Origin of the sequence: Cellulomonas gelida, assembly GCF_006538725.1 — a bacterium.
Lineage (GTDB): Bacteria > Actinomycetota > Actinomycetes > Actinomycetales > Cellulomonadaceae > Cellulomonas > Cellulomonas gelida.
Window position 1 is genome coordinate 1 of sequence record NZ_BJLQ01000004.1, and the last position, 22,751, is coordinate 22,751.

Consider the following 22,751-nt stretch of genomic DNA (forward strand, 5'->3'; position numbering starts at 1 on the left):
TCTTCCGTCCCGGGCTTTCGACCCGTTCAGGAGGCAACCTCTCTAACTTAGCGGTTCGAGTCCCGCTCGTCAAACCGCCTGTTCGGCGATCATCGGTTCGGATCTCTCCCGCATCCGGCGCAGCTCACCAGGCCGGCGACATGGTCGTCGGTGGAGTGATGCTCCGGGGGGTGTCGCCTGCGGGACCAGCCATCGCGGTGCGTTCCGCGGTGTCCGTTCCTCCCTGCCGGGCGACATCGAGAACATTACGCAGCCCCTGGCGCCGAGGGCAAATCCGTGACGTGGTGACGCCGGTCACCGTCCCCAGATCCGCATGATCACCGGCCGGGACATCGTTCCGCGGCCTCCCTGCGGTGGCCGCGAGCCCTCCGAGCGCTGGCCGCGAGCCTCCGAGCGCCCTCGGCGAGCGGCGTGGCGACCCGTGGCCAGGCGTCGAGCGGGGTCAGTACAGCGCGCTCGCCATGGCTCGCCGTGCCGCGACGACGCGCTCGTCCTCGCCGCCGATCACCTCGAAGAGGTCGACCAGTCGGATCCGGATGCGCTCACGGTCGTCGCCCGCCGTCACGCGCAGGAGGTCGATCAGCCGGTCGAACGCGTCGGTGACCTTGCCGCCCAGCACGTCGAGGTCGGCGACCGCGAGCTGCGCGTCGACGTCACGGGGCGCGTCGGCTGCGGCGGAGCGGACCGCGGCCAGGTCCATCCCGCGGGTGCGCGCCAGGAGCGCGACCTGCGCCAGGCCGGCACGGGCCTCGTGGTCGCGCGGGTTCTCGCGCAGCGCCTGCTCGTACGCGGCCGTCGCGGCGTCGAGGTCGTCTCGCTCGATCGCGTCGTACGCGGCCTGGTGCAGCGGCGGGAGCTCGGGCTCGGACGCCTCGGGCGCGGGGGCCTCACCCGGGGTGACTGTCGCGGTCAGACCGTTGGCGGCGGCGGCCTCGAGCACCTGGTCGATCACCGGGCGGATCTGCTCGCGCGGGGCGGCGCCCTGGAAGAGCGGGACCGGCTGCCCGGCGAGCACCGCGGCGACCATCGGCACGGACTGTGCCTGGAAGGCCGCGGCGATCTGCGGGTTGGCCTCGGAGTCGACGCGGGCAAGGAGCCAGCGGCCCGCGTCCTCGTCGGCCAGCGCAGCCAGGTCCGCAGCGACCTGCTGGCTCGCCTGGGACCACGTCGCCCACAGCACGACGAGCACGGGGTGCTCCGTCGAGCGCCGCACGAGCTCCGGGAACGAGGCCTCGTCGACGTCGACGACGTACGCACCGGCCGGCGGCAGCCCGCCCGGGGTGCCGGGCGCGGGGGTCGGTCGCGCGAGCGCGGACAGGTCGACTGCCCCCCGCACGTCGAGCCGGGGTCGCTGGGGATCGGTCTGGGCCATCTCGTCGTCCTTCGTCGTGCTGATCGTTCTCGGCCGGCCCGGTCCGGGCGTGTGGCGCGGTCCGGGCCTGGTGCGCTGCGGTGTCCCTTGCCGTGCTCCGTGCCCGTCGCGGCAGCCCGACGCGCACGACCGATCGTGTCAGGACGCCGTCACGGCCGTCACCACGAGCTCGCCCGCGAGGACCTGGACCTGAGCGTCAGACCCGGTGGGCGGGACGTACAGCACGACGATCCCGGTGAAGGTGCGCTTGGACTCCTTCGCGGCCGACGTCGCGCCCGCGAGCGCGGCGTAGAACGGGTCGGACAGCCCGATCGTCGCGCCCTCGAGAGTCACGGTCATGCGCGAGACCGCCGTGAACGTGCCCGTGACGATCGCCCCGCCGTCGACCGTGCGCAGCGCGGTCGCGGGGGTCGGGTCCATCGTGTAGCTCGTCGCGGCCGTGCCCGCCGAGCCGATGCCCGACCGGGCCTCGGCTCGCATGTCCTCCAGCTCCTGCACGAGCGGGCTGGGCGCGAAGCTCGCGGCGTACTGCGACGCTGCGCCGTTGGCCGCGACGTCCATGAACTGCGTCAGGGCGTCCGTCGGCGTCAGCAGCAGGCTCGCGTCGTCCGCGGCGAGCGACTCCGAGCCCGCGTCCGCGGGTGCCGTCGCCGGCATCTGCGAACCGGGCATGAGCCGGGCCCAGCCCCACAGCTTGTAGAGCGCGCGCGGGTCGTCCTGGCGCAGGACGAGTATGCGCTGCGCCTGCAGGTCGTCGGGCTGCTCGGTGACGACCAGCTGGGTGCGCGACCACGTGGTGGTCTGCGGCACGATCATCGCGAGCGCGCTCGTCGGGAGCGCCGTCGGCGGCTTGGCTCCGGCCGTCGCCGAGGCCCGCACGTACTCGGCCGTGCGCATCGCGAGCGCCGGGCCCTCGACGCGCGGCGTGAGCGCGGTCGCGTCGAGCGCCGCGTCCGACGCCGTCAGGAGCTCGCCCAGCGAGGTCAGGACGCGCTCGGACTGCGGCACCGTGAGCGCGGCCGGAGCCACGGCGGGTGCGGGCGGCGGGTCGGGCTGCGGGAGGTCGGGCGCGCAGGCGCCGACGAGCAGCGCGACGATCGCGGTGCCGCCCAAGAGCGTGCTGCGCCGGCGCAGGCGGGCAGTCAGAGGACGAGACGTCGCGCTCATCGGTCACCCTCCCGCGGCTCGGTGCCCTGGTCGGGCGTATCGGTCGTCTGCCCTCCGGACTCCGGCTCCGCTGCGGCCGGCAGGCCCCATGCGCGGCGCCACGCGTCGGCGCGGGACCCCGCCGGGTCCGCGGGGCGCGGGCCTGTCCCCTCCGCGCCCGGGTCGCCGGTCGGTGCCGGACGAGCCGGGGACGACGACGCGTCGGGGTCCGGTCCGCGCGGGATCCAGCCGCCCGGCGTGGGGAGCACCGAGCCTCCGCCCGGCGCTCCACTCACCGTCGGGCCGCCCGCCGGGCCGGCAGGCGTCGGGCCCGCCCCGACGGAACGCGTCGAGGCCGCGGTCGCGCCCGCCGTGCCGAGCCACGACGGGCGTGTGCGACCGCCGTGCTCCGGCGACGGGCTCTGGTCGGGCGCGGGCGTCGGCCCGCCGACCGCCACGGTGGGTTCGGGGCGGGCCTGCGGCGCAGCGGCGGGCGTCGCGGGGAGGTCGTTCCCGACGCCGGGGCGTCGGCCCCAGGCGCTGCGCCCGGAGACTCCCGCAGAGGTCGCCGGGGAGGCTGGCACGGGCCCGGGCAGCGCCGGGCCGGTGGCGGCCGTCGCGGCCTCCGGCCGGGCCGTCGGCGGCGTGGCGCGCGGCGCCGTGCCGGCGGCGGGAGGGGCCTCGACCGGCGGGGCCGAGGACGCGCGCGGGGAGGTCGTCGACGGCTGCGACGACGCGGGGGCAGGCGGGCCGCCGGTCGGGACCGACGGGAAGCGCTCGGTGGTCGCAGCAGCAGCGCGGTCGGCGGTGGGGGCCGGCGAGAGGCGGTCGCCGGGCGCGGAGGCCGCGGGTCGCGCGGGGTTCGGGGACGCGGGAGCGCCGGACGGGACCGCGGGGACCGTCGCAGTCGGCGGCGTGCCGCTGCTGCGCATCGCTCGGCGGCTGAGAGGTGCCGACTGCCCCGCCGCCGGAGCCATCGGGGACGGGGCCGGCGCCGACGCCGGGGCGGTACGCGGGTCGGTGCTCGACGCGTGGCGGCCCTCGTCGTGGGGCGGCACGACCTGCTGCGCGCCGGTCACCCGCGGGAGCGCGCCGGAGTGCGGCTGCCCCGAACCGCCGCGCGACGCCTGCGCGGCCTCGCGCAGCTCGCGACGGGTGAGCGGGCGACCGTCGGGGACGACCGGGACCGTCCCGGTGTGCACGGGCTCCCACGAGCCGGCGCGGTTCGCCGACCAGCCACGCAGGAGCACGAGCGCGGCGCCGAGGGCGAGCAGCGCACCGACGACCACGCACGGCCAGAGCCAGGGCGTGGTCACGACGCGGGGCCAGGAGATCTCGACGGTGGGCTCAGCGGCCCCGGTGCTGACCGCGAGCAGGCTCCAGCGGCCGCTCTGCGCGGGCCAGACGAGCTCGACGCTGCCCTTGCCCGACGCCTCCGCGACCCAGTTGTCGTTGCCCGCGGGGCTGACCTGAGCCGGGGCCTCGGCGGGTGCGTCCGTCCCGGGGGTCGCGCCCGCACTCGGGTCCGCGGTGGCGGCGGCGGTCGCAGGCGCGGTGGCCGCGGTGGTCGCAGGAGCGGTGGCGGTCGGTGCCGGGGTCCCGGTCGCGGCCGGGTCGGGCGTCGCGTCGGCGCCCGGCGTGGGGACGACCGGCTCGCCCGTCGTGGTCGCGAGCGCGTCCCAGCCTGAGAGCCCCGTGACCCGCGTGTAGGGGTCCGAGCCGACCCAGCCGTCGACGTCCGTGTCCCGGCCGACGACGGCCACGACGTCCGAGCCCGCCGCGGTGACGCGCACCGTGGCGGGGTCGCCGCCGAGCTCGAGGACACCGGGGTCGGACACGACGACGTGCGTCGACGCCGTGGCGGTCGCGACGAGCACGTCGTCGGCCCGCCAGAGCGTCGCCGAGGCGACGCCGAGGCCGATGACGACCAGTCCGACGACGCCGACGGCGGCCGTGATCACTCGCTTGCGCACGCACAGTCCTCTCGGGCGGAGAGCCCCAGGATAGGCAGACGAGCAGTGGAGACGCGGACGGTACGGACGTCATGGGACGAGCCGGGTGCTCCCGCAGGGGCTCCGGGACGGCCGGTGCGGCGGGCCGCGGACGCGCACCGACGGGCCTCGGACAGGACTCCATCCCCCCATCGGGTGAGCCGGAGCCTCTATCCTGAGACCGGGTCAGGTTCGTCGACGTCCGCATCGTCGCTCGCGGCACCCGTCCCCATCAGGACGGGCGTCGTCACCTACCGCCCGGCCCACGCCACCGAGGAGGAGATCTCGTGCCCGAAGCCCGGCCTCAGTTCCCCGTCGTCAACTTCCGCGGGTACGAGCGGGAGGCCGTCGACAGCCGGATCAGCGGCCTCGAGCACGCGCTCGCCGAGGCTCGCGCCCAGGTCGAGGCTCTCGACGCCAAGGCGATGCAGGTCTCCGGTGAGCTCTCCGAGGCGCACCGCCAGCTGCGGGAGGCCGAGCGCCCGACGTACTCCGGGCTCGGCTCGCGCATCGAGCAGCTGCTGCGGTCCGCGGAGGAGCAGTCCTCCGACGTCGTGACGCAGGCCAACGCCCAAGCCGCCGACGCGCTCGCGCGGGCCAAGCTGTCCGCCGGGCAGCTGCGCGCACGCGCCGAGAACGAGGTCGCCGAGCTGCTCGCGACCGCGCGCCGCGAGGCGGAGGAGGTCCGCACGACCGCCACCACCGAGGCCGAGAGCACCCTCCTGGCCGCGCAGCGTCGCGCCGAGGAGCTCGTCGGCTCCGCCGAGCGCGAGGCCGCACGCATCCAGAGCGCGATCACGACCGAGGAGAGCGAGCGCCGCACGTCGCTCGAGCGCGAGCTGGGCACGCTGCGCGCGAGCGTCGAGCACGAGGCGACGCAGCTGCGGGTCGCGACCGAGCGCACCGCGAGCGAGCTGCGCGCACGCGCCGAGCAGGAGACCACGCAGCAGCGCGACGAGGCGGACCGCTACGCGCAGGACCTGCGCCAGACGGCCGACGAGGAGACCACCGCGCTGCGTCAGCAGGTCGAGGCCGACGCGGCCGCACTGCGCACCGAGGCCGAGCGGTACGCCGCCGAGCTGCGCGCGAACGTCGCGCTCGAGGTCGCGGAGCAGCGCCAGGAGGTCGGCGCCGAGACGACCTCGCTGCGCACGCAGGCGCAGGAGTTCGCCGACTCCACCCGGGCCGCGGCGGAGCGGGACGCGACCGCGCTGCAGCAGCGCGTGGCCGCCGAGGTCGCCGCGCTGCGCACCGAGGCCGACCAGTACTCGGCGTTCGTCCGGGCCCAGGCGGACCGTGAGACGGGCGAGCTGCGGGCCACGGTCGCCGACGAGACCGCCGCGCTGCGCCAGCAGGTCGAGCAGGAGATCGCGGCGCTGCGGGCGCAGGCCGAGCAGTACGCGAACGAGGTACGGGCCGCCGCCGAGCGCGAGAGCACCGAGCTGCGCGAGCGCACCACGCACGAGACCACTCACCTGCGCGAGACGACCGAGCGCGAGACCACCGAGCTGCGCGAGACCACGGGGCGCGAGAGCACCCAGCTGCGCGAGGCGGCCGACCGCGAGACGCGCGAGCAGCGCGAGCAGACCCGCCTCGACACCGAGCGCGTGCTCAACGAGGCGCGCCGGTCCGCGGGCGAGACGCTCGCGAACGCCAAGGCGCGCGCCGACGAGCTCGTGCGTGAGGCCGAGCAGCGGCTGGCCGACGCCGAGCTCGAGATCGCGTCGAAGCGCGAGGCGAGCGAGCGCGACGACGCCGCACGGCACGACGCCGCACGCGCCGAGACCGAGCGGCTCGTGCGCGACGCCGAGGCGCACGCCTCCGAGGCCGAGGAGCGCGTGGCCAAGGCGCTCGCGCAGGCCGAGAAGGTGCGCACCGACGCCGAGAGCCACGCCAAGGAGCTGCTCGCCAACGCGCGGCGCAACGCCGACAAGGTGGTCGCCGAGGCGCGCGAGCACGCCGAGAAGCAGATCTCCGAGGCGATGACCGAGTCCGAGCGTGAGCGCACCACCGCGGCGCGCCAGGTCGAGGACCTCAACCGTCAGCGTGAGTCGATCACGACGTACCTCGACGAGCTGCGCAACCTGCTCGGCCACGACCCGGACCGCGCGGCGCTCGACCGTGCGCGCCGCGCCGAGGCCGAGTTCGCCGCGACCCACGGCCCCGCCGGCGGGCACCCGAAGGATGCGGCCAAGCAGGCCGCGAAGAGCCGCTCCGCCGAGCCCGCGGCCGTGACCGTCGCGATGCCCGCCGCGGCTCCCGCGGCGGCCCGGCCCGCGGCGAAGTCCCGTCCCAAGTCGCGACCGGCCCCGCTGTCCGCCGCCGCGGCGGCTCAGCCTCAGGGTGAAGCGCCGGGCGCCGCCGCGGGCGAGCCCGCCGATGCCCCGCAGTCGGACGCCGCAGCGCAGGGCACCGAGCACGCGGATACCGAGCTCGTGAACGCCGAGCAGGTGAAGGGCGCGGCGACGGACGAGCACACTCCGGCCAGGGAGTCCGACGGCCAGGTGGACGAGACGCCGGACGGCGACTCGCCGACCGGTGACGAGGGCGCCGACCAGCACGACGAGCGCCGGCAGGACGACGAGCACGGCGACGGCCAGCAGGACGAGGCCTCGTCGCAGGACGAGCACGCCGGCTCTCGCTGAGCCGTCGAGCACCAGCTGAGCCAGGGAGCAGCACGAGGGGACGCGACGCGCGTCGGACGTCAGCACGCGCGTCGCGTCGCACCCCGGCCCGCCCCGCCCGTCACGGGTGGCGGGGCGCTGCGGCTCAGGTCGAGACCGTGAGCGACCGATCAGGACGAGCATGAGTGACACCGACGCCGCGCGCTGGCGCGAGGAACGCCGCGAGGCCGCACACGCGCACGCGGAGGCGCTCGAGCTCCGACGCCAGGCGGAGTCGGCCCGCGCGCACGCGATGATCACGGAGTTCGTCGCGCACGCGCTCGAGCACGGTCCCGCACCCGAGCCGCTGCGGGTGCGCACGTACGACGGTCGGCAGCGGTACCGCACCCCGCTGCAGGGCTGGTACCTGCGGTTCGACGAGACGGTCGCGATCGACACCGACGGCGCGTTCTACGTGCTGCGAACGCCGCCGAGCCTCGTCGCGCGCGTGCGCGGCGTGCGACCCGAGCCGTCGGACCCCCCGCTCGTGATCGGGGCGGGCGGCAAGGACGGCGAGTCGGTCGACATGAAGGACGCGCTCGCACGCCTGCGCGCATCGGCCTGAGCCCACACGGCGTACGGAGAGTGCGCGCCCGCTGAAGGTGTCGGCGCGGCGATCAGGCCGAGGCAGCGCGCTGCGCGAGGTCGCTGAGGGCGGCGGCCACCGCAGCGGGTTGCTCGACCGCGGACATGTGGCCCGAGTGCGGGACGACCACGAGCTGCGCGGCGGGCGACGCAGCCACCATGTGCTCGGCGGCCGCGACGGGGGTGACCGTGTCCTCGTCGCCCACGACGACCGTGACCGGGCCGGTGAACGCGGCCAGCACGTCGGTGCGGTCGGGGCGCGCGGCCATCGCGCGCTGGGCCCAGGCGACGCCCGCGGGCGTCTGCTCCTCGATCCACTGCGCGAGCTGGTCGCTCACCTCGGGCTGCGCGGCACGGGTGCTCTCCCCCACGAGCGACGTGGCCATGGCCCGCACGGGCTCGACCGTGCCGGTGCGCTCGGCCTCGTCGGCGACGCGCAGGCGGTGGGCGCGGGCCTCCTCGGTGTCCGCGGTCGACTTGGTGTCGACCAGGCCGAGGGCCGCCACGAGCGCAGGGTGCCGTTCCGCGAGCGCGAGCGCCACGTAGCCGCCCATGGACAGCCCGACGACGACCGCGCGGTCGACCCCGCGGTCGGCGAGCGCGGCCGCGAGCCGGTCGGCCGCCGTGTCGAGCGACGGCTCGCCGCGCCCGGCGTCGGGACCCGCGGCTCCGGGGACGTCCGCGGCCAGCACCTCGTGCGAGCCGACGAGCTCGGCGGCGGTGGCCGCCCACATGCGGTGGTCGAGCGGGAACCCGTGCAGCAGCACGATCGGCGGTCGGTCGTCGCGCGCCTCGCGCAGCACGTGCAGCGTCATCACGCCTCCTCGTCGTCCGGGAGCGCGTCGCCGCGCTCGTCGTCGTCCGTGCCGTTCGTCGGCGCGACGCTCGTCGTCCCCGTGGTGGACGGTCCGTCCCACGTCGTCGGGAGCGGGGCGTGGCCCGGCAGGACATGCCCGACGATCTCGTCGAGGGCACGCCGCACGGCGGGCTCGCCGACCCACAGGTGCTTGGCGCCGTCCACGCCGATCACCTCGGCCTGGGGCACGCGCGCGAAGCGGGCGCGCGCGTCGTCGGGTCGCAGGTAGTCGTCGAGCTCGGGGACCAGCACGACGAGCGGACGGCCGAACTCGGCCCACGCGTCGAGGTCGGCGTCGGTCGCGCGGTGCAGCGGCGGTGACAGCAGGATCGCGCCCTCGATCGCCGGGTCACGTCCGTGCATGAGCGCGAGCTCGGTGCCGAACGACCAGCCGACGAGCCAGGGCCGGGGCAGGTCGTGGAACTCGGCGTACTCGATCGCGGCCGCGACGTCGAACCGCTCGCCGACGCCCTCGTCGAACGCCCCGTCGCTGGTGCCGCGCGGGCTGGAGGTGCCGCGCGTGTTGAACCGCAGGACCGCGAGGTCGGCGAGCGCCGGCAGCCGCCAGGCGGCCTTGCGGTAGACGTGCGAGTCCATGTAGCCGCCGTGCGTCGGCAGCGGGTGCAGCGTCACGAGCGTCGCGGCGGGGGTCGCCGGGCCGCCGTCGGCCGCCAGGGGGCGCGCGAGCTCGCCGACGAGCGTGAGGCCGTCGGCCGTGTGCAGCTCGACGTCCTCGCGGTGGCCCGGCAGGACGGTCAGGGAACGGATCTGCGTGGTGTCCTGGGTGCGGTCCTGGGGAGGTCCGGCTGCAGGCTCGGTCGAGGTCGTCATCCGTTCGAGCCTAAGCCCGGGCGGCGCGCGCCCGCGCGAGAGCGGTCGCGTGCTCGAGGACGTGGGCCACGCCGTCGTCGGCGTTCGCCGGGCACGCGTGCCTGGCCCGGGCACGCACCTCGTCGTACGCGTTCGCCACCGCGAACGACTCCCCCGCCCACGCGAGCATCGGCAGGTCGTTCGGGGCGTCGCCGCACGCCCACACGTCGTCAGCCCGCAGGCCACGCTGCTCGGCCCAGCGCGCGAGCGCGTTCGCCTTGGTGACGTCCAGCGCGCTGATCTCGCCGAGACCGACCGCACCCGAGTCGACCGCGATCGCGGCGGTGCCGATCGCGGTCTGCACCGTCGCCGAGTGCGACTCGCCGTGGTCGGCCGCCGTGCGCACCAGGAGCTTGAGCGTCGAGTCCGTCAGCACGTCCTCGATGCGGCGCGCGACGGGGCTGCCGGGCGGCACGCGGTGCACGTCGACGAAGCCCCGCTCCGCCGCGAACCCCTCGGTGCGCTCGACCGCCAGGTGCACCTCGCCCAGCACGGCGCGCAACGACGCGGCGAGCTCGCCGACGAGTGCCGCGCTCATGCCGTGCTCGGCGAGCACGCGCCCGGTGGCGACCTCGACCACCGCGGCGCCGTTGGCGCAGATCGCGACGCCGTGGCCCGCGACGTGCGGAGCGAGGTCCGCGAGCCACCGGGGCGGGCGCGCGGTCACGAAGACCACCTCGATGCCCGCGTCCTCGGCGTCGCGCAGGGCGTCGGCGGTGCGCGACGAGACCGTGCCGTGCGGGTCGAGCAACGTCCCGTCGAGGTCGGTCGCCACCAGTCGCGGCGCGCGTGCGGGCCAGGTCGAGCGGGTCGTCGTCGGGACCTGCGGCACGTCAGCGCCCTCTCGCGGGTGTGCGTCTGGTCGGGCCTCGTCGGGTGCGCGCGTCCCAGCACGCCGCGTGCCAGTGCCTGCGGTCCTCGACGGCGTCTCCGAACCAGGCGTCGGCCCGCCAGGCGACCACGTGCGCAGTGCCCGAGGGGACCAGCTGGTCGCACCCGGGGCAGCGGTAGTCACGCTCGCCGCCGCGCACCTGCTGCACGACCCACTCGCCGTCGGGTGCGTCCTGCACGGTGCGGCCGCCGGTCGCGCGCTGCACGTCGAGCGGCACGTGCTCGGACCCGTACGGGCGCTTGGTCGAGCGTCGGGCCATGGCTCGATCCTCCCCGATCGCGCGTCGAACGACGAATCCGCCCCCGCGTGTCGTCCTGCACCCGCGACGGTCGCGAGCGACGGGCGACGGACGCGACTCACGGCGGCACCCGGGTGCGACCGTGCCCCGGGACGCGAGGCGCCTCGGGGCACGGTTCGGGTGCGGCGGCGGGCTGCCGTGCAGACCCGCCGCTGCGGTCAGAGGGTCGCGGCCGACTCCGGCGTGGGGACGGTGCCCGTCCGGATGAGCTCGGCGTACCAGTGGCCCGAGTCCTTGACGGTGCGCTCGAGCGTGTCGTAGTCGACCCGCACGATCCCGAAGCGGCGGTCGAAGCCGTAGGCCCACTCGAAGTTGTCCATGAGCGACCACACGAAGTACGCGCGGACGTCCACACCCTTGTCCCGGGCCTCGCCGACGGCGTCGATGTGGTCGTGCAGGTAGGCGACGCGCTCGGCGTCGTGCACGCGGCCGTCCTCGCTCACCGTGTCGTAGAACGCCGCACCGTTCTCGGTGATGGCCAGCGGGAGGCCGGGGTAGCGCTCGTGCAGCTCGACGAGCAGCTCGACGAGGCCCTCGGGCTCGATGTTCCAGCCCATCGCCGTGTGCGGGCCCGGCAGCGGGAGCCACTCGACCTGCGACGCGCCGACCCACGGGCTGTTGGGCGACGAGCGGTGGCCGTCCGGGCCCGGGGTGCCGTCACCCTTGGGCGGCGTGCCGTGCTTGACCTTGCCCGTGGAGTAGTAGTTCACGCCGAGCACCGCGAGCGGGACCTTGATGAGGTCGAGGTCGCCGTCCAGCACGAAGCCCCAGTCGGTGATCTCGGCCGTGTCGGCGAAGACCTCCTTGGGGTACTCGCCGTCGAGGATCGGGCCGATGAAGACCTCGTTCGCGATGGTGTCGATGCGGCGCTTGGCCTCGACGTCGGCCGGGTCTTCGCTCGCGGCACGCGTCACGTGCAGGTTGAGCGTGATGGACACCGGCGTGTCCTCGCCGAGGACGTCCTTGATCGCGCGCGCGGCCAGGCCGTGCGCGAGGTTCAGGTGGTGCACCGCGCGCAGCGCCTTCTCGTCGTCGGTGACGCCCGGCGCGTGCACGCCGCTCGCGTAGCCGAGGAACGACGAGCACCACGGCTCGTTCAGCGTCGTCCACATCGTGACCCGGTCACCGAGCACCTCGGCGACCTTGCGCGCGTACTCCGCGAAGCGCAGCGCGGTCTCGCGGTTCGCCCAGCCGCCCGCGTCCTCGAGCGGCTGCGGCAGGTCCCAGTGGTAGAGCGTGACGTAGGGGTCGATGCCCTGGGCGATCAGGCGGTCGACGAGGTCGGAGTAGAAGTCCAGGCCGGCCTGGTTGAACTCGCCCGAGCCCGTCGGCTGGATGCGCGGCCACGCGATCGAGAACCGGTACGCCTGCAGCCCGAGGTCGCCCATCATCGCGACGTCCTGCGGGACGCGGTGGTAGTGGTCGGCCGCGACGTCACCGGTGTCGCCGTCGAGCACCTTGCCGGGCGTGCGCGAGAACGTGTCCCAGATCGACGGACCGCGGCCGTCGACGTCGACGGCCCCCTCGATCTGGTAGGACGCCGTGGCCGATCCCCACAGGAAGTCGGCAGGGAACTGGCGGCCGGAGGGGCGCGTCGTGGTCATGGCTGAGAGTCCTTCGATGGCTGACGGGGGCACCCGCGGTCAGACCCGCGGTCACCGCGGGCCGGAACCGGTTCCGGCGCAGTTCGAATCGTTACGATAGCGGAGAGGTCGGTCGTTCGACCAGCGTGCCGGACCACCGCACGATACCGAGTCATGAGCCCGGCCCCGCCAGGACGACCTCCAGCACGCCGACGCCCGCGGCCGCGTGCGCCTCGACGGGCTCGCCGCCAGGCGCGGCCTCGACCCGCACGCTCCACGGCGCCGTCGTCCCCTCGGCCTCGACGCGCACGGTCGACCCCTCGCGCACGACCGTGAACCACGCCGGACCGCCCGAGGACGACGGGACGCGCGTGCGGCTGCGGTGCCCGTCCGGCAGGTCGAACAGGCGCAGCGTCACGCCGTCGACCCAGTCGGTGTCCGGCCGGTCGGCGCGCGCCCCGAACGGCAGCACCGTCCCGGGTCGCACGTACAACGGGAGCGACGTGAAGTCGTGCCGCTCGCGCACCCAGCGCGGCCCCGACACGCGCGAGCCGTCGAGCAGCGACGTCCACGTGCCCTCGGGCACGTACACGTCCACGTCGCCCTCGGCGCTGAACACCGGCGCGACGAGCAGGCTCTCGCCCAGCATGTACTGCGTGTCGACCGTCGCGGCGCCGCGGTCGTCGGGGAACTCCAGGACCATCGGGCGCATCACGGGCACGCCCTGCTCGTGCGCCTGCTCGCCCAGCTCCGCGAGGTACGGCATGAGGCGGTGCTTGAGGTGCGTGAAGAGCCGCGTGACCTCGACGGCCTCGTCGTCGAACGCCCACGGCACCCGGTACGAGTCGGAGCCGTGCAGGCGGCTGTGCGACGAGAGCAGGCCGAACGCGACCCAGCGCTTGAACACCGCAGGGTCGGGCTCGCCCTCGAACCCGCCGATGTCGTGGCTCCAGTACGCGAACCCCGACGAGGCCAGCGACAGCCCGCCGCGCAGCTCCTCGGCCATCGACGCGAACGTCGACTCGCAGTCGCCACCCCAGTGCACGGGGAACTGCTGCCCGCCCGCGGTCGCCGACCGCGCGAACAGCACCGCCTCCCCCGCGCCGCGCTCGGCCTCGAGCAGCTCGAAGACCACGCGGTTGTACAGGTGCGTGTAGTAGTTGTGCATCCGGTGCGGGTCGCTGCCGTCGTGCCACACGACGCCGGTCGGGATCCGCTCGCCGAAGTCGGTCTTGAACGCGTCGACGCCCTGACCGAGCAGCTCGCGCAGGTACCCCGTGAACCACGCCGAGGCGTCGGGGTTGGTGAAGTCGACGAGCGCCATGCCCGCCTGCCACATGTCCGTCTGCCAGACCGAGCCGTCGGCGCGCGTCACCAGGTAGCCGCGCGCCTTGCCCTCGTCGAACAGGCGCGAGCGCTGCGCGATGTACGGGTTGATCCACACGCAGATGCGTAGGCCCTTGGCCTTGAGCCGCGACAGCATGCCGACCGGGTCCGGGAAGGTCGCCGGGTCCCACACGAAGTCGCTCCAGTGGAACTCGCGCATCCAGAAGCAGTCGAAGTGGAAGACCGACAGCGGCAGGTCGCGCTCGGCCATGCCGTCGACGAACGACGTCACCGTCTCCTCGTCGTACCGGGTGGTGAACGACGTCGACAGCCACAGCCCGTACGACCATGCGGGCAGCCGGGCCGGGCGGCCGGTCAGCGCGGTGTACTTGCGCAGGATCTCCTTGGGCGTCGGCCCGTAGATCACGTAGTAGCGCAGCCGTTGACCCGCGACCGAGAACTGGGTGCGGGAGACGACCTCCGTGCCGACCTCGAACGACACCAGGCCCGGGTCGTCGACGAACACGCCGTAGCCCGCGTCCGACAGGTAGAACGGCACGTTCTTGTACGCCTGCTCGCTCGCCGTGCCGCCGTCGGCGTTCCAGATGTCGACGCTCTGGCCGTTCTTGACGAACGGGCCGAACCGCTCGCCCAGCCCGTACACGTGCTCGCCCACGCCGAGCGAGAGCTGCTCGTGCACGTACGCGCTGCCCTGGGCGTCCGTGACGATCCCGATGCTGCGGGGCGTCGAGGACGTCAGCACGCGGCCGTCGCCCACGAAGTCCACGCCCCACGCGCCCCCGGTGCGCACCGCCGCCGTGAGCGCACCCGAGCGGACCTCGGCGACGCGCGCGGCCTCGTCGTGCGTGATCTTGAGGTCGGGTGTCCCGCTCGCGACCTCGAACCGGGGGCCGCGGGCGACGTCGCCCGTGTGGTGCTCGATCTGCACGCCGACGACGTCGTCGAGCGGCGAGGAGAACGTCACGGTGACCAGCGGGCGGTTGAGCGTGTCGCCGCGCGTCGTGAGGGGCGCGGTCGAGGACCACACCGTCAGCGAGTCGTCGTCGACCCGCACGTCCGCGACGTCACGGGGGCGCAGCACCTGCACGCCGGGCAGCGTGAGCCAGTAGCCGTCGGTGAACTTCATGGGGTGCTCTCTCTCGCGTCGCTGGCGACCGTCGTGTGAGGTCGTGGTTCGTGCGGCCGGGTTCGTCGGCCGGGTGCACGCCGGTTCGTAGGCGGCAGGGCCCCGTCGAGCGGGCCGCTGCCGGCTCAGCCGGGCGGGCTCGTCGTGCGGCGGACCACGGCAGCGCCGCCGCCGGGCAGGCGCAGGCGGCCGGCGACGACCGCGGTGCCCAGGCCCTCGACCTCGCCGGACCAGGTCTCGCCGACGTCGACCTCCCGCTCGTCGCCCGCGAGGTTGAGCAGGAACAGCAGGTCGCCGCGCTGCGCCACCTCGACGCCGTCGGGCACGTGCGCGAGCGGCCCGCGCACCCCTGCTGCCGCCGCGGCGTCGAGCACGACGCGGTCGAGCAGGTCCCCGCCGGGCAGGTGCGGGTCCGGCACGGTGCTGACGTACCAGGCCTGGCCGCGCTCGCCCACGAGGCGGCGCGTGACGGCCGGTGCCCCCGCGAGGTCCGCGCCGCCGTACGTCACGAGGACCTGCGCGTCCCGCGCGGTGAGCCGCTCGGACCACACGCGCGCGGCGTGATCGCCGTACCGCTCGCTGAGCAGGCTCGTGCCCGCCTCGGGCAGCGGCCGCCACTCCTCGCCCGCGATCCCGAGCACGTCGACCCACGGACCGGGGAACGGTCCGGTCCGCACGCGCGTCGTCGGGTCCTGCACCGCGCTGAACGGGCCGACGACGAGCACGCCTCCGCGCTGCGGCACGCGCGCGACGGCGGCGGCCGCAGCGTCGTCGACGAGCGGGAGCGCGGGGACGACGACGAGGTCGTACGCGTCGAGGGTGGCGTTCGAAGGGACGACGTCGGTCGCGATCCCCGCACGCCACAGCGGGCGGTGGTACGCCTCGAGCTGCTCGACGACGCGCAGCCGGTCCGACGGGCGCGCCGGCAGCTCGCCCGCCCACAGCGCGGGCCAGTCGAACACGAGCGCGGCGCGCGCGGGCACGCCGGTGCCGACCACCTCGCCGAGCGCGGCGAGCACGCGGCCCTGCTCGCGCGCCGCGCGGTGCAGGTGCGTATCCGGCCCGGCGTGCGGCAGGAGCGCCGAGTGGAACGCCTCGGCGCCCGCGCTCGACTGCCGCCACTGGAAGTAGCAGATGCCGTCCGCGCCGTGCGCGACTGCGCGCAACGAGTCCTGGAGCATCTGCCCGGTCGTCTTCGGGACGTTGTGCGGACGCCAGTTCACCGCGCCCGCCGCCTGCTCGAGCAGGAGCCACGGCGCACCGCCGCCCACGCCGCGCGTGAGGTCGTGCGTGAGGGCCGAGCGCGCCGGGCTCGTCGGGTCCGGCGGGTCGCCGTAGTGGTCGTCCGACACGACGTCGAGATCGGGCGCCCACGAGTGCTGGTCGACGCCGCCGAAGAAGCCCATGAAGTTCGTCGTCACGGGCGCGGTCGAGCCCTCGCGCAGGACCTGGGCGTGCTCCCGGAACAACGTGCGCAGCTGGTCGGACGTGAAGCGGCGCCAGTCCACGCTCTGCGCGGGGTTGTGCAGGTACGGCACGGCCCGCGGCGGGACCACCTCGTCGAACGAGCCGTAGCGCTGGCTCCAGAACGCAGTCCCCCACGCCTCGTTGAGCGCGGCCACGTCTCCGTACCGCGCGACGAGCCACGCACGGAGCTCCTGGGCGCACAGGTCGCAGAAGCACTCCTGGCCGTACTCGTTGCCCACGTGCCACAGGGCGAGCGCGGGGTGGTCGCCGTAGCGCTCGACGAGCGCGCGGGCGACGCGCACGGCCGCGTCGCGGTACGCGGGCGCGCTCGGGCAGAAGTGGTTGCGCGAGCCGACGCTCATCCGGACGCCGCGCGAGTCGACCGACGACGTCTCGGGGTGGCGCGCGGCGAGCCACGGGGGCGGCGACGCGCTCGGGGTCGCGAGGTCCACGGCGATGCCCGCGCCGTGCAGGAGGTCGAGCACCTCGTCGAGCCAGCCGAGGTCGTACCGGCCGGGCTCCGGCTCGAGCACCGACCACGAGAAGACGCCGACCGTGACGAGCGAGATCCCGGCCTCGCGCATGAGCGAGACGTCCTCGGGCCACGCCTCGCGTGGCCACTGCTCGGGGTTGTAGTCGCCGCCGTAGAGCACCCGGCGCCCGTACGGGCCGTCCGTGAGCCCGGCCAGGCCGCGGCGCGGGGCGGTCATGCGGATCCTCCGGAGGGTGGTGCGGCTGCGGCGCGTGGTGATGCGTGGCGGGCCGTCGTTCTCGGCCGAACGTCGAAGCGCTTCGACGTCACGTCGCTCATGATGCTAGGGCTCGTCGCGACCAGGCGTCCAGACACCTCGGCTATCAGCGCAGTCATACCGGGCGCCGCGGGGGCGACTGTCATCGAAGCGTTTAGTCGACAGGCCACTCGAATTGGATCGACACGGCGTTCTGCATCGGTAGAATCCGCCCCATGGCTACGATCGCCGACGTCGCGAAGCTCGCCGGCGTCTCGTCGTCCACGGTGAGCTACGTCCTGTCGGGCAAGCGACCCATCTCCGGGCCCACCCGCACGCGGGTCGAGCGCGCGATCCGGGAGCTGGGCTTCAGCCCCCACGCCGGAGCGCGCGCGCTGGCCACCAACCAGACCAACGTGCTCGGCCTCGTCGTGCCGCTGCGCGCGCTCGAGACGAACTCCGCGACCGTCATGGAGATCGTCGCGGGCGTGCTCGCGGCCGCGCGCGAGCACGGGGACGACGTGCTCGTCCTCACCGACGAGGACGTCGCCGACGTGCACCGACTGGCCGCCGGGTCGCGCGTCGACGCGCTCATCCTCATGGACATCGAGCGCCACGACCCGAGGCTCCCCGTGCTCGCGGCGCTGCGCCAGCCGTCGATCCTCATCGGCGTCCCGAGCGACACGCAGGGGCTGTCCTGCGTCGACCTCGACTTCACCGCCGCGGGCCGGCTCGCCGTGCGGCACCTCACCGAGCACGGCCACACGCGCATCGCGCTGCTGGGCGCAGGCGAGGCGGCAGTGGCGCGCAGCGCCAACTACGCCGTGCGCATCATCGACGGCTTCCGCGAGGAGGCGGGCCGGCTCGGCGTGCACCACACCGTCGTGCCGCTCGAGGAGTCCTACCCGCAGGCCGCCGCGGCCGTCGCCCGCGCGCGTGCCGAGGTCGACGGCCTGACCGCGCTCGTCGTGCACAACGAGGGCGCGCTGCCCGGCGTGCTCGACGCGCTCGCGCGTGACGGGCTGCGCATCCCGCAGGACGTCTCGGTGCTCGCGGTCAGCCCCACCCGGCTCGCCGCGCACCTGCCCGTCCCGCTGTCCGTGATCGACGTGCCCGCGGTCGAGATCGGCCGGACCGCGGTCGCGATGGCGGTCGACCGGCAGCAGCGCCCGATGGCGGTGGAGACCCGGCTGCTGGCCCCGCGCCTGCTCGAGCACGGGAGCTGCACCGCACCCCCGGCGCGCTGAGCAGCACACGTCAGCCCGCACGGTCCACCTGCCTGTCCACCAGCCGGTCCCCCAGCCGCAGCGGTCGCCCCGCGCGCAGCACGACGCGGCGCACGAGGCTCCCGTACCGGACGACGCGCACCTCGTCGCGCCCCGGGTGAAGCGTCGCCTCGACGAGCCGCCCGCGCGCCCACTGCACATCCACGACCAGCGCCCCGCGCGCCCGCAGCCCGACGACGGCGCCGTCCGGCCACGACGGCGGCAGCGCCGGCAGGAGGCGCAGCGACGAGCGTGTCGAGGCGACGAGCGCCTCGGCGACCGCGGCGACGAGACCGAGGTTGCCGTCGATCTGGAACGGCGGGTGCGTCGAGAACAGGTTCGGCAGCAGTCCCCCACCCTCACCCGACGGGAGGTCCTGGCGCGCCAGCCGCAGCGCGTCGCCGAGGACCTCGTCCACCGCACGACCGTCGCCGAGGCGCGCGCGCAACGCGGCCTTCCAGGCCATCGACCAGCCGGTCGACCCGGGGCCGCGCGCGTCCAGGCTCGCGCGCGCCGCCTCGGCGAGGTCACGTCCGGTGCCGGGTGCGGCCGGGCCGGACGAGGGGCGCTCCTGCGGCGCTGCGGCGTCCGCGAGGAGCTCGCCGAGCGGGTACAGCCCGACGAGGTGGGAGAGGTGACGGTGGTGCGGGTCGCGGGCGGGGGCGTCGTCGGGCCACTCGCGCAGCAGCCCGTCGGGGCCGACCGACGCCCGCGGGAGGCGCCCGAGAGCGTGCCGCCACCGTGGCGCGAGAGGCTCGTCGAGCGCCAGCACGTCGGCCGCCTCGACGCAGGCGCGCAGCAGGTCGCGCACGAGGGCGACGTCCGCCGCGGACCCTGCGCACAGCGCGACCAGCCGACCGTCGACGACCCTCTCGTTCTCGGGCGACGACGACGGGCTCGGCACGAGGCCGCCTGCTCCGTCCGGGACCAGCCAGTCGAGGGCGAACGCCCCGGCGCCCCGCAGCAGAGGCCACACGTCGCGCAGCACGTCCGGGTCGAGCGTGAACGTGTACCGGTCCCACAGGTGACGGCACAGCCACACGCCGCCCATCCACCACGCCGCCCACGCCGGGTCACCCTGGCCCCGGCCCACGGGCAGCGCCCAGCCCCACACGTCGCTGTTGTGGTGCGCGACCCACCCGTCGCACCCGTACAGCTCACGTGCGACGGGCTCGCCCTCACGGGCCAGCACCCGGACGAGGTCGACCAGCGGCTCGACGCAGGAGCCGAGGCCCGTGACCTCCGCGGGCCAGTACGCCATCTCCAGGTTGACGTTGAGCGTGTACCCGCTCGACCACGCGGGCCGGTGCTCGTCGTTCCAGATCCCCTGGAGGTTCACGGGCGGTGCGCCCGGACGGGACGCGGCCATGAGCAGGTAGCGCCCGTACGCGAACGCAGCCTGGGTGCGCGCGGCGAGCGGGGCCTCGGCGCCCGGGGTGAGCGCGTCGGGCAGCAGCAGGTCGAGCGGCGGTGCGATCTCGAGCCGGGTGGCGTCCGCGAGCGCGCGGTGGTCCGCGACGTGCGCCGCGCGAGCGGCCTCGCCCTCGGCGGGCGACGAGGGCAGCGCGGCGTCCGCGCGGGCCGTCGCATCGGCGAACGCCTCGGCCGGCTCGCGCAGCGGCCCGGCGTCCGGCCAGCGTGACGTCGTCGCCGTGGCCAGCACGAGCTCGACCCAGGTCGCGCCGTCGACCCGCACGTGCGCTCCGACAGCCGTAGCGCGGCCGTCAGTCGCGACCCGGAGCGTGGCCGCGCCGACGAGCGAGGCGTGCGGGCCGTGGTCGGTGCGCGCGGGCAGGTCCGGCTCGTGAGCGGGGGGGACGTCGTACGGGAGCTCGACGCTCACGCACGCGCCCAGCACGCCCTCCGGTGTCGCGGCGACCTCGCCGGGGTGGGCGCCCGCGAGCAGGACGCCCCAGCCGAACGCACCGCCGTCGGCGCGCCACCGGCCGTGCAGGCAGCCGTCGGGCGCGCTCGCGAACCACTCGACCTCGACGCCCCGACCGCCGCCCTCGACGACCTCGCCCACCACCCCGTCGCGCAGGTCGAGCCGGCGTCCGGCCGAACGCGGCCGCCGCTCCTGCTCGTCGGCCCGCTCGTCGACTTGCTCGTCGACCCGGACCGATGGCCGGGAGGTCTCGTGTGGACCCGTGAGGCGCAGGTCGACCACGAGGTCGACGAACGGCTGGAACGCCTGCGCGTACGGCCCCTGGAACTCCCGCGCGAGAGCCGCCGCCTCGTCGTGCCGGCCGTGCGCGACCGCGTCCCGCAGCCGTGCGAGCGTCCCCGGCCCGGCGCCGCGCTCGAGCACGCGGGCCAGCGCCTCGCGCGGGCCGGCGGGGTGACCCGACCACGCGGTCGCGTCGTTGACCTGCACGCGCGCGCCGCTGACACCGCCGAACACCATCGCCCCGAGCCGCCCGTTGCCAACCGGGAACGCCTCGACCCACGCACGCGCAGGTTCCGCGAACCGCAGCACGTCCCCCACCGCGTGCGCGCCCTCAGCCCTTGACGGCGCCGAAGATGACGCCCTTGGTGAAGTGGCGCTGGACGAACGGGTAGACGAGCAGGATCGGGATGATCGCGAGGATCATCACGGCCATCTTCACCGGCATCCCCGTGACCGCACCCGAGCCGACGTCGACCTGCCCCGTGCCGGAGCCGGGCAGGGTCACGCCCTGCAGGACGTACGAGCGCAGGACGAGCTGCAGCGGCCACTTGGTGTTGTCGTTGATGTACAGCATCGCGTTGAAGAACGCGTTCCAGTACCCCACGCCGTAGAACAGCGCGACGACCGCGACCACGGCCTTGGACATCGGCAGGACGATCCGCCCGAGGATCCGCCACTCCCCCGCACCGTCCACGCGCGCGGCGTCGAGGATCGCGTTGTCGATCCCCATGAAGAAGTTGCGCAGGATCAGCACGTTGAACGCCGAGACGGCCCCCGGCAGGATCAGCGCCCAGTACGTGTCGATCAGGTCCAGCGAGCTGACCAGCAGGTACGTGGGGATCATCCCCGCGCCGAAGAACATGGTGATGAGGAAGACGAACAGCAGCGGGCGGTGCCCGAACGAGCCAGGCCGCGACAGCCCGTAGGCCGCGAGCACCGACACGACCACCGAGATGACCGTGCCGACGCCCGTCACGCCCACGCTCACGAGCGCGGCGCGCGTCACGACGCCGCCCGACAGGATCTGCTTGTAGGCGTTGAGCGTGAGGTCACCCGGCACGACGACGAGCCCGCCGGCCTGGATCGACTCCTGCGTCGTCGAGAAGCTCGTCACCACGACCGTCCACAGCGGGAAGAGCACCGCCAGGACCACGACGCTCAGGATGACGGCCTTCGTCATCTGGCCGATCCCCGAGGGCTCCTCCTCCCACACCGGTCGGTGCTTGTGGCGTCGCGGGCGGCGCGGCGCCCGGCCACGCGCGTCGTCGACGAGGTCACGTGGGAGCACCGCCGCCTCGGCGTCGATCTCCGGATTCTGTCCGCTCATGCGCGTCGGTACACCCCCGCCTCACCGAACACGTGCGCGAGCTTGTTCGCCCCGAGGACGAGCGCCAGGCTCACGACGCCCTTGACCAGGCCCGCGGCGGCCGCGAAGCTCCAGTCGCCGTAGATGACACCCTGGTAGTAGACGTACGTGTCGATCACCTCGGACACGTCCGACCCCACGGCGTCGCGCTGCAGGATCAGCTGCTCGAACCCGACCGTCAGCGCGTCGCCGAGGCGCAGGATCAGCAGCAGGACGATCACGGGCCGCAGCGCGGGCAGGGTCACGTGCCACATCCGGCGCCACCGGTTCGCGCCGTCCACGACCGATGCCTCGTACAGCTCGGGCGAGACGGTCGTCAGTGCGGCGAGGAAGATGATGATCCCCCAGCCTGCGTCCTTCCAGATCGCCTGCGACGTGATGAGGACCAGGAACGTGTCCGGGTTCGTCATGAACGACACCGTGTGGTCGGCGCCGTGGGTGTGCAGCGTCTGGTTGATCAGCCCGGCACCGCCGAAGATCTGCTGGAAGATCGTCACGACGAGCACCCACGAGAAGAAGTGGGGGAGGTAGACGATCGCCTGGATCGCCGTGCGCACGCGCGGTGACAGCACGCTGTTGAGCAGCAGCGCCAGGAAGATCGGCACCGGGAAGTAGAAGACGAGCTGGAACAGCGTGATCGTCAGCGTGTTCTCGACCGCGTGCAGGAACGCCGGGTTGGTGAAGACGCGCTCGAAGTTCGCCCAGCCGACGAACGGGCTGTTCAGGAAGCCCCGGTACGGCGAGTAGTCCTGCCACGCGATGACGTTGCCCAGCATCGGGACGTAGGCGAAGACGACGAGCACGGCGATCGCCGGCACCGTCATGACCAGCAGCGAGCGGTCGCGCCGGAGCTTGGTCCGCCACGACAGCCGGCGGGTCGGGACCCGCGCGCCCGACCGTCGCGGGCCGGGACGGCGCGAGCTCGTCGCCGGCCGCGTACCCGGCTCGAGCGCAGGGCGCGACGGGACCGCCCGGGACGCGCCCGTCGAGGGTGTGCCCGGGGGCACCGCCGCGGAGTCGGCGGCGGTG

The 22,751-nt window shown here is 74.8% G+C and carries 16 protein-coding genes; 3 read left to right on the plus strand and 13 right to left on the minus strand.

The genetic code is table 11. From position 1 onward, the window contains the following. Positions 1-442 precede the first annotated feature (442 nt). The 3 genes from CGE01nite_RS02690 to CGE01nite_RS02700 form a co-directional block, all read right to left on the minus strand. Positions 443-1,372 (minus strand): tetratricopeptide repeat protein, encoded by a 930-nt coding sequence (locus CGE01nite_RS02690; protein ID WP_048343819.1) that lies wholly within the window; start codon positions 1,370-1,372, stop codon positions 443-445. Between the two features lie 138 nt (positions 1,373-1,510). Next, a complete protein-coding gene (locus tag CGE01nite_RS02695) occupies positions 1,511-2,539 on the minus strand; it encodes a DUF8094 domain-containing protein (RefSeq protein WP_048343820.1) in 1,029 nt (342 codons plus the stop codon). Next, on the minus strand, positions 2,536-4,491 hold the full coding sequence (locus CGE01nite_RS02700; RefSeq protein ID WP_141368840.1) for a hypothetical protein: 1,956 nt from the start codon (positions 4,489-4,491) through the stop codon (positions 2,536-2,538). Before CGE01nite_RS02700 ends, CGE01nite_RS02695 begins: the two co-directional genes overlap by 4 nt. Before the next feature lie 305 nt (positions 4,492-4,796). On the opposite strand from CGE01nite_RS02700, the gene CGE01nite_RS02705 reads away from it, so the two are divergent. Continuing rightward, a complete protein-coding gene (locus tag CGE01nite_RS02705) occupies positions 4,797-7,154 on the plus strand; it encodes a hypothetical protein (RefSeq protein ID WP_229747240.1) in 2,358 nt (785 codons plus the stop codon). 160 nt (positions 7,155-7,314) lie between these two features. Next, entirely contained in the window at positions 7,315-7,737 is a 423-nt protein-coding gene (locus CGE01nite_RS02710; protein ID WP_141368842.1) for a hypothetical protein, read from the plus strand. A gap of 52 nt (positions 7,738-7,789) precedes the next feature. Here the strand turns inward: CGE01nite_RS02710 and CGE01nite_RS02715 are convergent, their stop codons facing one another. The 7 genes from CGE01nite_RS02715 to CGE01nite_RS02745 all read right to left on the minus strand — a co-directional run bounded on the left by CGE01nite_RS02715 (position 7,790) and on the right by CGE01nite_RS02745 (position 16,906). Beyond that, the gene (locus CGE01nite_RS02715; protein ID WP_141368844.1) at positions 7,790-8,572 is read right to left on the minus strand and encodes an alpha/beta fold hydrolase; all 783 of its coding nucleotides are present in this window, start codon (positions 8,570-8,572) and stop codon (positions 7,790-7,792) included. Then, positions 8,572-9,444, minus strand: coding sequence for an alpha/beta hydrolase (locus CGE01nite_RS02720; protein WP_048342945.1), 873 nt, complete (start codon positions 9,442-9,444; stop codon positions 8,572-8,574). Before CGE01nite_RS02720 ends, CGE01nite_RS02715 begins: the two co-directional genes overlap by 1 nt. A gap of 10 nt (positions 9,445-9,454) precedes the next feature. Continuing rightward, the gene (locus CGE01nite_RS02725) at positions 9,455-10,315 is read right to left on the minus strand and encodes an HAD family hydrolase (RefSeq protein WP_048342946.1); all 861 of its coding nucleotides are present in this window, start codon (positions 10,313-10,315) and stop codon (positions 9,455-9,457) included. A gap of 1 nt (position 10,316) precedes the next feature. Further along, positions 10,317-10,634: an Rv1322 family protein gene (locus tag CGE01nite_RS02730; RefSeq protein WP_048342947.1), complete on the minus strand. Its 318-nt coding sequence runs from the start codon at positions 10,632-10,634 to the stop codon at positions 10,317-10,319. Between the two features lie 197 nt (positions 10,635-10,831). Further along, complete coding sequence (locus CGE01nite_RS02735) at positions 10,832-12,277, minus strand: GH1 family beta-glucosidase (protein WP_141368846.1); 1,446 nt, start codon at positions 12,275-12,277, stop codon at positions 10,832-10,834. Between the two features lie 151 nt (positions 12,278-12,428). Next, complete coding sequence (gene yicI, locus CGE01nite_RS02740; RefSeq protein WP_141368849.1) at positions 12,429-14,729, minus strand: alpha-xylosidase; 2,301 nt, start codon at positions 14,727-14,729, stop codon at positions 12,429-12,431. 125 nt (positions 14,730-14,854) lie between these two features. Next, entirely contained in the window at positions 14,855-16,906 is a 2,052-nt protein-coding gene (locus CGE01nite_RS02745; protein WP_141368851.1) for a beta-galactosidase, read from the minus strand. A 254-nt stretch (positions 16,907-17,160) separates the two neighbouring features. Between CGE01nite_RS02745 and CGE01nite_RS02750 the strand changes: the two genes are divergently transcribed. Then, on the plus strand, positions 17,161-18,171 hold the full coding sequence (locus tag CGE01nite_RS02750) for a LacI family DNA-binding transcriptional regulator (RefSeq protein ID WP_048342950.1): 1,011 nt from the start codon (positions 17,161-17,163) through the stop codon (positions 18,169-18,171). Positions 18,172-18,181: 10 nt separating this feature from the next. Here CGE01nite_RS02750 and CGE01nite_RS02755 read toward each other — a convergent pair whose 3' ends face one another. The 3 genes from CGE01nite_RS02755 to CGE01nite_RS02765 are packed head-to-tail and all read right to left on the minus strand — an operon-like array spanning position 18,182 to position 22,729. After that, positions 18,182-20,665: a glycosyl hydrolase family 95 catalytic domain-containing protein gene (locus CGE01nite_RS02755; protein ID WP_229747241.1), complete on the minus strand. Its 2,484-nt coding sequence runs from the start codon at positions 20,663-20,665 to the stop codon at positions 18,182-18,184. 22 nt (positions 20,666-20,687) lie between these two features. Further along, a complete protein-coding gene (locus CGE01nite_RS02760; protein ID WP_048342952.1) occupies positions 20,688-21,683 on the minus strand; it encodes a carbohydrate ABC transporter permease in 996 nt (331 codons plus the stop codon). Then, positions 21,680-22,729, minus strand: coding sequence for an ABC transporter permease (locus tag CGE01nite_RS02765; protein WP_371857565.1), 1,050 nt, complete (start codon positions 22,727-22,729; stop codon positions 21,680-21,682). The genes CGE01nite_RS02760 and CGE01nite_RS02765 overlap by 4 nt, the downstream gene beginning before the upstream one ends. Positions 22,730-22,751: the final 22 nt, after the last annotated feature.

Coding starts and splice junctions, on each gene's coding strand:
- CGE01nite_RS02690 (WP_048343819.1), bottom strand. CDS start 1,372: ATGGCCCAGACCGATCCCCAGCGACCCCGGCTCGACGTGCGGGGGGCA.
- CGE01nite_RS02695 (WP_048343820.1), bottom strand. CDS start 2,539: ATGAGCGCGACGTCTCGTCCTCTGACTGCCCGCCTGCGCCGGCGCAGC.
- CGE01nite_RS02710 (WP_141368842.1), top strand. CDS start 7,315: ATGAGTGACACCGACGCCGCGCGCTGGCGCGAGGAACGCCGCGAGGCC.
- CGE01nite_RS02715 (WP_141368844.1), bottom strand. CDS start 8,572: ATGACGCTGCACGTGCTGCGCGAGGCGCGCGACGACCGACCGCCGATC.
- CGE01nite_RS02720 (WP_048342945.1), bottom strand. CDS start 9,444: ATGACGACCTCGACCGAGCCTGCAGCCGGACCTCCCCAGGACCGCACC.
- CGE01nite_RS02730 (WP_048342947.1), bottom strand. CDS start 10,634: ATGGCCCGACGCTCGACCAAGCGCCCGTACGGGTCCGAGCACGTGCCG.
- CGE01nite_RS02735 (WP_141368846.1), bottom strand. CDS start 12,277: ATGACCACGACGCGCCCCTCCGGCCGCCAGTTCCCTGCCGACTTCCTG.
- yicI (WP_141368849.1), bottom strand. CDS start 14,729: ATGAAGTTCACCGACGGCTACTGGCTCACGCTGCCCGGCGTGCAGGTG.
- CGE01nite_RS02745 (WP_141368851.1), bottom strand. CDS start 16,906: ATGACCGCCCCGCGCCGCGGCCTGGCCGGGCTCACGGACGGCCCGTAC.
- CGE01nite_RS02750 (WP_048342950.1), top strand. CDS start 17,161: ATGGCTACGATCGCCGACGTCGCGAAGCTCGCCGGCGTCTCGTCGTCC.
- CGE01nite_RS02760 (WP_048342952.1), bottom strand. CDS start 21,683: ATGAGCGGACAGAATCCGGAGATCGACGCCGAGGCGGCGGTGCTCCCA.